The 13,300-nt window shown below is 39.8% G+C and carries 12 protein-coding genes; 2 read left to right on the forward strand and 10 right to left on the reverse strand.

Features of this window, described 5'->3' with window-relative positions; genetic code table 11:
• The first annotated feature begins 160 nt into the window (after window positions 1-160).
• Together ACFX4X_RS21345 and ACFX4X_RS21350 are read left to right on the forward strand one after the other, a co-directional pair.
• Window positions 161-562: a reverse transcriptase-like protein gene (locus ACFX4X_RS21345; RefSeq protein ID WP_289337390.1), complete on the forward strand. Its 402-nt coding sequence runs from the start codon at window positions 161-163 to the stop codon at window positions 560-562.
• Window positions 559-1,467: a DMT family transporter gene (locus tag ACFX4X_RS21350; protein WP_377386207.1), complete on the forward strand. Its 909-nt coding sequence runs from the start codon at window positions 559-561 to the stop codon at window positions 1,465-1,467. The genes ACFX4X_RS21345 and ACFX4X_RS21350 overlap by 4 nt, the downstream gene beginning before the upstream one ends.
• 44 nt (window positions 1,468-1,511) lie before the next feature.
• Here ACFX4X_RS21350 and ACFX4X_RS21355 read toward each other — a convergent pair whose 3' ends face one another.
• The 10 genes from ACFX4X_RS21355 to ACFX4X_RS21400 form a co-directional block, all read right to left on the reverse strand.
• Window positions 1,512-1,793, reverse strand: a complete 282-nt coding sequence (locus ACFX4X_RS21355; protein ID WP_250211680.1) for a DUF6123 family protein — start codon at window positions 1,791-1,793, stop codon at window positions 1,512-1,514.
• Between the two features lie 124 nt (window positions 1,794-1,917).
• Window positions 1,918-2,793 (reverse strand): 5'-3' exonuclease, encoded by an 876-nt coding sequence (locus ACFX4X_RS21360; RefSeq protein ID WP_284472036.1) that lies wholly within the window; start codon window positions 2,791-2,793, stop codon window positions 1,918-1,920.
• A gap of 85 nt (window positions 2,794-2,878) precedes the next feature.
• Window positions 2,879-3,706 (reverse strand): sulfurtransferase, encoded by an 828-nt coding sequence (locus tag ACFX4X_RS21365; protein ID WP_377386210.1) that lies wholly within the window; start codon window positions 3,704-3,706, stop codon window positions 2,879-2,881.
• A 12-nt stretch (window positions 3,707-3,718) separates the two neighbouring features.
• Entirely contained in the window at window positions 3,719-4,480 is a 762-nt protein-coding gene (locus tag ACFX4X_RS21370; protein WP_377386213.1) for a DNA polymerase beta superfamily protein, read from the reverse strand.
• A 15-nt stretch (window positions 4,481-4,495) separates the two neighbouring features.
• On the reverse strand, window positions 4,496-8,209 hold the full coding sequence (locus tag ACFX4X_RS21375) for a dynamin family protein (protein WP_377386216.1): 3,714 nt from the start codon (window positions 8,207-8,209) through the stop codon (window positions 4,496-4,498).
• A gap of 422 nt (window positions 8,210-8,631) precedes the next feature.
• Entirely contained in the window at window positions 8,632-8,790 is a 159-nt protein-coding gene (locus tag ACFX4X_RS21380) for a hypothetical protein (RefSeq protein ID WP_176431939.1), read from the reverse strand.
• A 141-nt stretch (window positions 8,791-8,931) separates the two neighbouring features.
• Window positions 8,932-9,462, reverse strand: coding sequence for an isoprenylcysteine carboxyl methyltransferase family protein (locus tag ACFX4X_RS21385; RefSeq protein ID WP_377386219.1), 531 nt, complete (start codon window positions 9,460-9,462; stop codon window positions 8,932-8,934).
• Window positions 9,462-10,550, reverse strand: a complete 1,089-nt coding sequence (locus tag ACFX4X_RS21390) for a type III polyketide synthase (RefSeq protein ID WP_284470357.1) — start codon at window positions 10,548-10,550, stop codon at window positions 9,462-9,464. Before ACFX4X_RS21390 ends, ACFX4X_RS21385 begins: the two co-directional genes overlap by 1 nt.
• Before the next feature lie 684 nt (window positions 10,551-11,234).
• Complete coding sequence (locus ACFX4X_RS21395) at window positions 11,235-12,548, reverse strand: nucleobase:cation symporter-2 family protein (RefSeq protein WP_284470356.1); 1,314 nt, start codon at window positions 12,546-12,548, stop codon at window positions 11,235-11,237.
• Complete coding sequence (locus ACFX4X_RS21400; protein WP_377386223.1) at window positions 12,541-13,140, reverse strand: xanthine phosphoribosyltransferase; 600 nt, start codon at window positions 13,138-13,140, stop codon at window positions 12,541-12,543. The genes ACFX4X_RS21395 and ACFX4X_RS21400 overlap by 8 nt, the downstream gene beginning before the upstream one ends.
• Window positions 13,141-13,300 lie beyond the last annotated feature (160 nt).

The following is a 13,300-nucleotide window of genomic DNA, read 5'->3' on the forward strand; positions in this document are numbered from 1 at the left end:
TTTTTTCGATATACCATTTATAATATAATGTAAGTAATTGAATCATCTTTTAATTATAGTTCCCATACCAGGCTGAAATTCTCATGTTTCAATTTTAATTTTATATGAAATGTTTTTTTATCATAGTATATTAACTGTTAAACTCGAGGAGGAGCACATCTTGATCGAAGTGTATATTGATGGTGCCAGTGCGGGCAATCCAGGGCCGAGCGGCGCAGGTGTTTTCATTAATAATAACGGTGTGGTCGAGCGGCATTCCTTTCCGCTTGGAAATATGGAAAACCATGAAGCGGAGTACCATGCTTTAATCAAAGCATTGGAAATTTGTGTAGCCAATAAGTATCAAATCGTTTCTTTTCGTACTGACTCCCAAGCCATCAACCAGGCCATTGAAAAAAGATTTGCAAAAAATAAGTATGCCCTATTGCTGGAAAGGGCTCTAAAGCTTTCCGACGAGCTTGAATTATTTTTCATGAAATGGATTCCAAATCTCGAAAACAAATCCGCGGATGAGTTGGCAAGACGGGCCATTCGCTTGAATAAAGCTTTAGGAAATTCATGAACAAGACAGCTGATTTTTCATTATTATTCGTTGTATTCATCTGGGGCGTCACTTTTGTAATGGTTCAAAATGCACTATCTTTTCTTGAACCATTCACGTTCAATGCCGTCCGTTTCTTCATGGCCTTCGTTTTCTTGCTTATCCCTTATATATCGACTTTACACAAAAAGGGAAAAAACTGGAATAAGGGCCTTTTTAAAGCTGGGTTTCATATCGGAGTTTGGCTTTTTTTAGGCTATGGGCTTCAAACGATCGGATTGAATTATACTACTCCTGCGAAGACAGGCTTCATAACGGGATTAAGTGTCGTCATGGTACCGGTTTTTTCTCTGCTTCTTTTAAAACATAGGCTTTCCCGTAATACAATTATAGGTGTCACTGCCGCAACCGTTGGGCTTTATTTAATGACGTTCGCTGACCGGTCCAATTTGAATATCGGTGATTTATTGGTATTTTTATGCGCAATAAGTTTTGCCATGCAGATCATTACGACTGCGAGATATGCCAAGACCCTTCCCGCATTACCGTTGACGCTGATTCAGATTTCCACCGTATCTTTATTATCCTATGTTTCAGCCTTCATTTTCAAAGAGAATCATTCTATCATCTTCAGCTCAGAGGTCATGTTACAGAAAGACGTATGGACTGCTTTATTGGTTACGGCAGCCCTTGCCACTGCGTTCGCCTTTTTCGCACAAACCTTCTTCCAAGCCTATACGACACCTACGAGAGTCGCATTGATTTTTTCAATGGAACCGGTTTTTGCTGCGTTATCCTCATACATATTGATAGGGGAAAAATTGACTTCCGCTTCCATCATTGGCTGTGCATTCATTTTCTTGGGGATGATACTTGCTGATCTGCCTGCTAATAAAAAGAAACCGATAGCAAAGGAGTTTTCTTGAAAAGCCATAAAAATAAATCGGACTTCAAAGTAACGAAGTCCGATTTATTTAAGCAGCCCCTGTTCTTTTGCAAACGATACTGCTTCACTGCGGGTTTTAATACCATTTTGTTTTAAGTTTTCCAAAAAGGAAATATAAAAGCTGCCATCAAAACTCTTTTGAACCTTCAAAGTCAATTCTATTGCTGCATTGACTAAAATATCACTTGCTTCCGTATAGCGCTTACCAAAATAAATAAAACCAATATCGTCGCTACCAAAAGTGAATCCCTTACCCTCTAAAAAACTAACATACTCTTCAGTTGATCTCGCCACTTCTGCATCCACTCCATACTTCATGCCTTATTTTCATCTTACCGTATATCAAAGATTTTGACTATCCATTTTTCGACAAAAAATTCACCGTATAAATTAAAGGAGCTCCCATTGGGGAGCTCCGAAATTTTCATTATTAAATCATTTTTAGTAAAGCCCTGAATTCATGATCCCTAGCCAGATTTTTGACCTTCTCGCGATCATACTGATAAACCGCATCGTCCAAAGAGCATGAAATTGGTACATCACATTTTATTTCGGCCAGTTTTCTGGATAAATGAAGCATATCTACGGCAGATTCAATCTTAGCTCTCTGCCCGTTTGTCAATGAAGCAACATTTTCAAGAATCCCTTCGATACTTTGATACTGAATCAATAATTTCAACGCTGTCTTCTCCCCAATTCCTTTAACTCCGGGATAGTTATCAGCTGTATCGCCCATTAAAGCTTTTAAATCGATCATTTGTCTTGGAGTGATCCCTTTCCATTCATAAAAGCTATCAGGATTATGAACTTCATAGTTACCATATCCTTTTTTTAACAATAGTACAGAAATATTTTCTTCTATCAACTGGAGCATATCTTGATCGCCTGTCAATATATCCACCCGGCTATGTTGGGCAGATGCCTTCGCAATTGTCCCGATACAGTCATCCGCTTCATATCCAGAGAGCCCTATGTTAGGGATATCAAATGCTTCAACCGCTTTTTTAGCTAAGTCGAATTGAGGGATCATTTCGACCGGAGCTTCTGAACGATTAGCCTTGTATCCATCAAATAATTCATTTCTGAAAGTCTTGCTGCCCATATCCCAGCACACCGCTACATGGCTAGGTGAAAAATGATTCACCGCTGTCAGCATATGCTTCAAAAAACCTTGGACGGCATTAGTAGGAATGCCTTTTGAGTTAATCATGAATTGACCAGTAACGGCCGTTGCATAAAAAGCTCTGAATAATAGCGCCATCCCGTCGACAAGCATAAAGGAAGGATGTTGCTCATTTTCTTTCATTAACACATTATCACCTCTATCATGATGTACATCCATTTTAACATAACTGTCCCCTTTTTTAAGGATCGTTTAATTGGAAAAAATATTATCCAATCGGATTATCATCATAGGAGATCCAGTCACTGAAACTGCCAACATATATCTTCACATCTTTAAAGCCCGCTTCTTTCAGGGCGATATAATTGGGAGATGCCGTTACACCTGAACCACAGTAGACAATGATTTCCTTATCCCTGCCAATGCCAGTGAAATTTTCCTGAAGATCTTCCTTTTTTTTATAATAGCCATTATCCAAAACGTTCGTCCACACCTTATTAACTGCACCAGGTATATGGCCTGCTTTTTTATCAATCGGTTCCTCGATTCCCTCGTACCGTTTAGATTCCCTTGAATCCATTAAAACGATATGGTCAGGCCTATTCATTGTATAGTCCTTCACTTTTTGAAAAGATGCAAGCACGGTTTCATTTAAATCGATATGATATTCTCTAGTACTATTATTCGTTTGATTCGAGTCAATCGGATAGCCCGCATCCTTCCAGGCGCGATACCCCCCGTTAAGAACATAGACTTTCTGGTGCCCAAGATAGCTTAGCAGCCAGACAAACCTAGAAGCAAAAGAACCTTCCCCCCCATCATAAGCAATAAGCACCGTATCATTGGAGATTCCATTTGATTCTAGTTTATCTTTAAACTTTTCCAGGTCAGGAAGAGGATGTCTTCCGCCGTGTTTATGAACCTGCCCCGATAAATCCTTTTCGAGATCGAAATAAACAGCACCGGAAATATGGTCTTTCTCGTATTCATTATGCCCTGCATCAGGAGAACCCAGCTGAAAGCGGCAGTCACAGATTCTGATATCACTAGAATTCAACAATGGCAACAGCTCTTCTTTTTCCATTATATAACCCATCTGCATAGCCCCCTATTTCAAAATGGTCCAAATTAATTGATTAAGCTCCGTTTCCATGTTCTTCCCTGGAGGAAGCTTATTTATTTCATTCTTTAAGGAAAGTGATTTCCCTTCTAATAATGAAAGATTCTTTTCGCTTTCATTGTTGCTTATAAATTCTTCCTTTTGTTTTGCTTTAAATATTCGGGTCATCCTGGTTTTCATTTCTTGATCGATGGTAACCGATTCAAGTAATTCCCAAACGGATAAAGGTGGCAATGCCCCCTTTTGGATGATATGTTCCAGGATTAAATACGAACGGTAAACTTGTACCCATGTTTTTAATCCTTTTCTTTCAGAGTCCCTTGTTTTTGTCAATTGTTGAAGGTTGTCGCCCATCATCCGATAGTAATGGTGTCCTAGTGCCTTTTGGGAATAGCAATCCGCTATCAAACCATTCATCTTCCTATAATAATCCGGATGTGTAATCAGCTTGATTGGTGACTGAAATAATTCAAATAGTGCAGGATTACTCTTTATCGTAAGACGGGATGATTTAAATAGATCCCAGCCTTCCATGTCATATATGTTTTCTTTCAAATGAATCACTTCAACTGCAGGACTCAAGCTGAGGTAAGATCGCTTATCATTATGAACATATATAAACCGAACATCGATATCGGAATGGGCTGATGGTAAACCAAAAGAATGGCTGCCAGTAACAGCAGCCATCAAAATGGTCATATTCTCTTTTATTTCCAGGATTTCCAATTTTGAAATAAGGTTTTCTTTCATGAATGAACCTCGTTTCTATTTCGAATGCATTTTTGCCAATTCCGCTACTGCATTTTCATAATACGGTAAATCTACCGTTTCCTCCATTGCTGCACGTAAACCTGCAAAGATCTCCGATATTTCCGTCTTAAACTCTTTTTGAATCGCAAGTAACTCTTGATCGAGGACTTCATTATACATTTCGAAAATCCGCTCACCCTGTCCTTTTACATACATTAGGGCAGGATCATCCAAACGCTTCTGAAGCCCTTCGCTCATTTTCAATTTCTCATTTTTTTCAAAGAAAGATTTTGGATTTTTAAATAACGCCAATTCCTTTTTGAATTCCCCAGTTTCCAATTGGACAAAAGCTCCTGTGAATTCAAGGGACTCCCTCTCATTAGGTTCATAAGGCTGTAATGAAAGGGTTTTTCTTACTTTTTGAATTTGCTGAAGCAAACTGGTTTGTTTCTCGTTCAGCAATTTATTTACGAACATTTCCGTCCTTAAAGCCGTTGCCCGCATTTCTTGGGCAAGGTCAAAGCCCAACGCATCCAATAAGTTCTTCATCGCTTGCTTGAGGACAATTTTCAGATCCCCTCCATCATCCTTTAAGACGGCCGGGTTGAACGATTCCTTGAAGAAATCATTAAATCGGAAAAAGACCCGTTGCTTACTATAGAAAGTCAATTCATCGATTTCTTTTTTCAAACGTTGCTTTTCCGCATCCCCTTTAATGACAGAGAGCAGTTCCGAAATGGACTGTGCCTCATGTGAAAGGGAGTCCAAAGCTTTTCGTTTCGCCTTTTCATCCTGCATGGAAGCTGCAATTACATCACGGAGCAGTTCTTCCGTTCTTTTTACGGCCGCTTTAGCCGATTCGATTGCAAGTCCAGTTAAATCGTTTTCGATGAAAGCATCGAATTGGTCTTGGAATTCCGAAATACCGCTATTTCGAAGGAACGAATGCTTAAATGAACCAGGCGTCTGTTTTTCCATCAATGCTCCCTTACTCGTAAGCGGGAACAGTTTTGGAAAACGGATTCCGAATCCATTCAATTGATCTGTGACATAATCCATCACTTCGTCCAATTCGTCAGAGGTTTGTGCAAGATCGACTGCATTGACAATGAAGAACATCTTATCCATCGCGAAAGAATCTTTTACACGTCCAAGTTGTATCAAGAACTCCCTATCTGCCCGTGAAAATGGGTGATTATAATAGGTCACAAAAAGGATGGCATCCGAATTCTTAATATATTCGAAAGCTGCTCCTGTATGTCTGGCATTTATCGAATCCGCCCCAGGTGTGTCAACAAGCACCATCCCCTGCTTTGTCATTTCACAGTCGTAACGCAATTCAATCAAATCAACAAGGCACGACTTGGACTCTTCTGCAGCAAAACGTTTAAACCCTTCAAGATCTACCGTAACCACATTCCCTAAATCATCTTGGTGCTGGGGCATCCCTTGATGGAAAGCCCTTAAGAAGGATAAATGCGTTTTCCCTTTATCAACTTCCCCTGCCTTCGCAATGATTTGTCCTGCTATGTGAAGTGCTTCATCCAGTGTCTTTGCCGATTTATCAAAAGCTGCCAAAGCCAGGCTCACATCTTCTAACAGCATCGCTTCCGTCTTTAATTTGACGGTTGCCGTTCCATGTGGATGTTCAGCATCTGAAGACATGATTTTGTTGATTGCCGCAGTTGTCGGATTAGGTGAAACAGGAAGGACACTTTCTCCCATCAGTGCATTGGCAAAGGAAGATTTACCCGCACTGAATGCACCAAAGAGGGCAACCGTGAAAGTCTGCTGTTCCAGGCGATTTGCCTTATCTGTCAATTCTTTATAAAGTGATTGAAATCCTCTCAAAGGCTGTATCAGCTTGGCTGCCTGATGTAAACTCGTTGCAGTCTCCATCAGCTTTTCTTTTCCGCGTAAATCAGCAGCATCAGATGAAGAAACAGCTACAGAAGGAACAGCTTCCTTACTTTCTATATCATGATCCGTTTCAGGTTGTTCGTCGACGTGCATTGAATTACTTCCTTTATCGATTCTCATGATTTTTACTGTAATATTTTTTTCTTCTTCATTCCATTGAGTTAAAAGCGTATCGATATCACGCTCATCAACTGATGTTTCAGTTTGATTTGCAATGGCCTCTAATCGTTCCGTTTGGTACTTGATTTCCGCGTTCATCGCCGCTGTAACTTTAAGGGCTTCCGCAAATTCGGAAAAACCTTCAAGTTCCTTATCTATGGATATAGACTGCTGTTCCACTATTCCTTCCATAACGGCGACCATTCCATTCAAAAATCCTTCAGATATTTCACGTGCTTTCTTCTTGATGGCTGAGGCTAAATCATTCGTATAGTTTAAAACGTATTCACCTGTAATATCGACTTGAGGCTTTAAAGAGTTTTTTATGTAAGCTTCCGTTACCTCGATATGAAGTCCCTGCGCCTTACTTTCAAATGTTGAATCATGGATTTCCGCTTGATTAAGCGTTTTAACCGCTAATTCTTTAAGATGCCATTCAAGCTGGGTTTTCACCTTTTCTTGTAAATCGGCCAAGAATGCTTTAATACGTTCCTCACGCTCGGCCTCGGTTTTTTTCTTGGCAAATAATAGACCCATTTTAAAATCCGGCTGAGCCGATTCCAAGAAAGATTTACCTAGGTCCCGTGTAGCCGCGGGCATGATGTATGCACTTTTCAAAATTGTTTCTAATGCTTCAGCATATTGGACCTTGATGTCCTCTATACGTCCAGTTAATGATTTTTTTTCTTTTAATAGGCTGTCCACTTGATTCGTCAAGTGAATTCGCTCTTCATGAGGAAGGTCTGATAATACTTCTAAATCCTCGGCATGTTCCTCTTCATATTGTTCCTTCAGCCAAATAAGGTGCCTTTCGACAAGCGCTTTAGCCGATTGCATGATGGCATCTTTCCCATCATTCTGACCTTTGCCTGCCATTTCATATATAAATTGCCGAACGACTTCAATTTCATTTTCGCTATTGTTCAAATCTCTTACAGATGTATAAAAAATCCCATCAGGATATACATTCCAGTTCGCAAATGCTTCAGTAACGGAAAGCTTGAAGTCTTGGAAGCTAAGCTCATTCTCATCATGCTTATCGATCATATTGATAATTAAGTATGTCGGCTTTTCAGCCTCCAACAATTCTTTGGTGAATAGGAAGTTGACTTCTGATTGGACGTGATTATAATCCATAACATAGAAGACGACATCAGCTAAATGCAAGGCGGATTCCGTAGAAACTCGATGTGCATCATCCGTCGAATCAATTCCTGGCGTATCCATGATTGCACATGATTCCGGCATTGAAAAGTGATTGGAACTTATCGTTATTGCCGATACTGAATCACCATCCTTGGCAAATTTCTTGACCTCTTTAAAATCATAAGGTGCAGGAAATAAGACTGGAGGCTGATGATGGTAAAAGACTTTGGCATAGTCTTCCCCTTTTTGGACCTTTACCGTATTTGCACTCGTTGGAATCGGACTTGAAGGCAATACTTGATCACCAAGGAGAAAGTTGATCATACTTGATTTACCCGCTGAAAAATGCCCGCAAAAAGCAATGATGAACTCCTCATCATTCACTTTCATGATTAATTGTTTCAGTTTATCTGCATTGCCTGTATCGCCTGCCGATTGAAATTTATCATACATGGCAGTCAAAATCCCCAATTTGGACCGTTGTTTTACTGTTTCTTGAATCATGAATCCATACCCCTTAATCTATCGTCATTTTAATACTCTTATTGTAAACGATTTCGTTTGTTATTCATACAGTCAGCTTTAGTTTTACTTTATGATTTATTATAGGCCATGTTCAAAAAAAAACCACCTATTGGCGGATTCATGCAGTTTGATTCATATCTTGTTAATTCATTTGAATAAAAAAGGCTCTTTTCGTAAAGATTGTTGTTTTTAAAACGAAACTATTTAAGGTTGATTGGAGCGGAAGTGCGAGACTCCTGCGGGAGCAGCGGGACAGGTGAGACCCCACAGGCGTTTACGCCGAGGAGGCTCACCGCCCGCCCCGCGGAAAGCGAGCATCTGGAGGAGAAATCAACCACAGCTCACTACCTGGTAAATAGCAACAAAGTATGTGAAAACAGCCATAAAAAAAACCAGGATGATTACCTGGTTGTAGGAGTGGGGTTAAATGCAGCTCGGTTTTCCATTGTTGACCCGGTAAAGGGTTTAACTGCCTTTGCCGGTTTTTGAATATTATTTAATACATGTTTCATCACAAAACCATATGTAGCGATTGTCAATAAAATGAATAACCAGACCATTACCAACACCATCCTCTTATATATTGAGTAGCTTTAGTTTTATTATAAAATTTATCGATATTTGATTGAGAATAATTTTCATCTTCATTTAGAATCTTATCATGAACGATAATCATTTTCAATAAGAAAATAAAGTTTTTATTATTTTCCCTTAAAAACCGTAGAATATTCCGTATGTTCCTTTAATGCCTTTTCTTCGAGGGGGATTCGAACCGCCATCATCCATGCGTTCAAAAAACTAAAGAAGATAGCTGTATAATATGCATTGAATAATAAAGAAATAACTATAATCTCCGTTGCCACTATTATATAGTTCGGATGTTTGAAATATTTATAAGGACCTTTAATGACTACTTCGGCATTAGGAACCACTATGATTTTTGTATTCCAATGTTTTCCCAATGAACTGATCACCCAAATCCTTCCCGACTGCGCAATCAGAAAAAGGGTCAGCCAAATCGGCCAAAGTCCAGCCACATCCCTTTCATAAGCGAGCACTTCAATAATGAGAACAATAAAAAAACTAAGGTGCATAATAACCATCCATCTGTAATGGGACTTACCGTATTCTACAGCTCCTGCACCTTTCAACTGCTTTTCATTTTGTTTGGCAATATATAATTCAACCAGGCGCTGAATGGCAATCAAGATGATGAAATTGGCAAAGAGCATCATTCCCACCTCATTAACACAAGTTCAGATGAAAAACCAGGCCCCAATGCTGCAGCCAATCCCACCTCACCTTTATTCCCGCCACGCTGCATGAATCTCTCAAGGACGTACAAAATAGTTGCTGAAGACATATTTCCAAATTCCCTTAATATTCTCATTGATACTGCAGTCATCCCTTCATCGAATCCTAGGGATTCGTGATAAGCATCAATTACTTTTTTCCCTCCAGGATGGGCAATGAAATCTTTTATATCCCCGAGATCCATTCCATTTCCCGCTAAGAATTCTTGGACATTCGGTTTAAGCCAATCCTTGATGATTGTAGGGATATCTTTCGAAAAGATCACATATAAGCCTTGGTCTTTAACATCCCACCCCATTACATCCAATGAATTTGGCATTAGCGTGGATTGAGAATCCAAAAATTTCAAATGTCGTCCTTTTCTTGAATACCGTTCATCCGGCACTTCATCACCGCAAACCAAAACACAGCTTACTCCATCAGAGAATAAGGAGGTTCCAATTAAATTACTTTTGGAGATATCATTCCTTTGAAAAGTCAGACTGCATAACTCCACACTTAAAACAATGACCTTAGCCGTCGGGTACGCTCGGCAATATTCAAAAGCACGTGATAGGCCGCTCGCTCCCCCTGCACATCCAAGCCCCCATATCGGAATTCTTTTTGCATGCGGGTTAAATGGAAGTTCATTCATTATCCTGGCATCAATGGTCGGGGTAGCCACCCCGGTGCTTGATATAAAAAAGAAAGCATCTAGTTCGAATGCCTGCAGCTCTTCTTTTAAAAATTCTGAGTTGGTTAAACATTTTTCTATAGCCTCTTTCCCAAACTTTACAGCCTGCTTTATGTATAAATCATTCCGATCAGCAAAAGAATGATCCTTTTTAAACCAATCAAGATCATTTGAAAAATATCGATTTTCCACTTGTCCATTCGTAAAGGCCTTTAATAGCCGATCTATACTCTTAAATGAGGATCCAAAGATTTCTCTTGAAAATTCCATGATTTTTTCCTGTGAAAGTAAATATGGTAGCTTTATATGTGATGCGGATAATAAATATGGCATGATCCCACCCCTTATAATTCATGATATGGTTAATATACCCACCAAGATATCATTTATGCTCTATAGCTTAATGGTCATCTAAGGTGAAACTCTTGAATTTTTCGCAGCAGAACTAAGACAACATGCTTAGCCGGTAATATCGCCACCTCCTTAGCATTTGCGAGAATACAATCATGGATATTACACCTCCCGTCATTGCGGGCCATACAAAAATGTATAGGTTTACATGAAGCAAGCAATTTACCCATTTCATTGGATGGCATAGGTACCCTACATATCACCTTAATGATCAAAATGTAATCGGAAACAATAAAACCCCCTTACCTAGAAAGTCGGTAAGGGGGCTGCTTTCATTCTTCCTTCTTTACTGAAGATTGATTTTGTACTTGTATTATGATGTTTTGAAACTCCTCTTTACCGCACACACTGCACCTATACTCCTGACTTAAAATGGTCCGACAATGAATACAATATTTTTTCTCCATCTCTATCACTACTTTCCTGAACATATACTATCAATATATTCAAAAAGTGAAGAGAGTTTCCTTTTATCTGACAAAACTCCATTTCATTAAAAAACTTCATTTAACAATGATGAGTTTTCGGACTAATAAAAAATGCCTCCTAATCCTCATCATCTGTGGATTAGGGGGGCATTTAATAGTTTACAGAATCTATTTTTAATCAGGCAACATTCTGTCTTTCAACACGGGCTTCCTTTACTTTCCCTTTTGTAGGGATGATGTTAAAGACGATATTCAAGAAAATGGCTGTCAAACTTCCAGCCACGATTCCATTATCCGTTAATATTTGAATGCTTTCCGGAATTTTAGCAAATAGCTCAGGAACGACCGTTACCCCAAGTCCCATACCTACGGAACAAGCGATGATCAATAAGTTTTCTTGAGAGGCAAAATCTACCTTACTTAACATCTTAATTCCAGCGGCAATTACCATACCAAACATGGCCACCATTGCCCCGCCTAACACGGACGAAGGGATAATGGTCGTGAATGCACCAATTTTCGGGACAAAACCAATGAAAATGAGCATCCCTGCCGTTGTATAAATGACATTTCTTGTTTTAATACCCGACAATTGAATTAAACCGACATTTTGTGAAAAAGCTGTATAAGGAAAAGCATTAAACAAACCGCCAAGCATGATGGCAAGCCCTTCAGAACGGTATCCGCGTGCCAGATCATCTTCCGAAATCTCTTTGTCCGTGATTTCTCCTAAGGCATAATAGACGCCAGTCGATTCCACTAAGCTGACTATCGCCACCAAAGTCATGGTAATGATCGCCGTGATGTTGAAAGTCGGAGTGCCAAAGTAGAAAAAATGTGGCAGATGCAACCAACTTGCACTTGCAACTGAGCTAAAATCAACTTTCCCAAGGAAGAAAGCTGCAAAAGTTCCGACTAACAGTCCTAATAATATAGAGATGGAGCGCACGAATCCCGTTGAGAATTTATACATGAAAATGATGAAAAGCAAAGTTCCAAAACCAAGGGCTACGTTATCCAAGGCTCCAAAGTCAGCAGCACCTTGTCCGCCCCCAAGATTGTTGATGGCGACAGGAATGAGTGTGATCCCGATGATCATAACGACTGAACCAGTAACGACCGGCGGGAAAAACCTAGCCAGTTTCCCGAAGAATTTACTAATTAAAACGACGATTAATCCCGACACTAAAATGGCCCCATAAATGGTGGTGACTCCATATTGGGTACCTACCGCAATCATTGGGCTGACTGCCGTGAATGTACAGCCTAGAACGACGGGTAGGCCGATTCCGAAGAATTTGTTTTTCCAGACTTGCAATAAGGTCGCTATTCCACACATTAAGATGTCAATCGAAACTAAATAGGTTAACTGCGCAGCAGTTAAACCTAACGCTCCCCCAACAATCAATGGAACGACGATCGCACCAGCATACATTGCAAGAACATGTTGTAATCCTAAGGAAGCAACTTTTAATGGTGATTGATTAGACATTGACAGTTGCCCCTTCCATTTCCTCAACGAAAGTTATCTCACCGAATTTCAACTTCGCAATTCGTGCCAGGGATTCCACTTGAAACCCTTGTTCCCGAAGGTCCTTACCACCACTTTGGAATGCTTTTTCAATAACGATTCCGATTCCGGCCACTTCTGCTCCAACCTGCTCACAGATATCCACCAAGCCCCGAGCCGCTTGTCCGACCGCCAGGAAGTCATCGATGATCAGAACCTTATCACCAGCTTCTATATATTTATTGGAAACTGTAATTGTATTGGTTTCTTTTTTTGTAAAGGAATGAACGGACGCCGTCACTAAATCATTTGTCAAAGTAAGTGATTTACGTTTACGGGCAAAAATTAGCGGAACTTCCAATGCCAAGGCAGCCATCAAACCAGGTCCAATGCCTGAAGATTCAATGGTAAGCACTTTCGTTATTTCCTTTTGTTCGAAACGTTTAACGAATTCTTTACCTATTTCTTTCATCAGCATAGGATCCATTTGATGATTCAAGAATGAATCTACTTTTAAAATATCTTCTGATAAAGCTTGACCCTCGGACAAGATTTTTTCCTTTAAAAGTTGCATGAAGGTTCCTCCCAATCTTGGATGTTTATTGACCTATAAACCATGCAAATGTTCCCCAGATATAAAAAAGCCCAAGAAACATTGAGGGCACTGAAAAAGTCCCTTCGGGCCAATAGAGGTAGTTTTTCTCAGTTTATTCTGAGGAAATCTACCTTTTTTT

The sequence above is a fragment of the Peribacillus sp. YIM B13481 genome (assembly GCF_042787985.1).
GTDB classification, from domain to species: domain Bacteria; phylum Bacillota; class Bacilli; order Bacillales; family DSM-1321; genus Peribacillus; species Peribacillus simplex_A.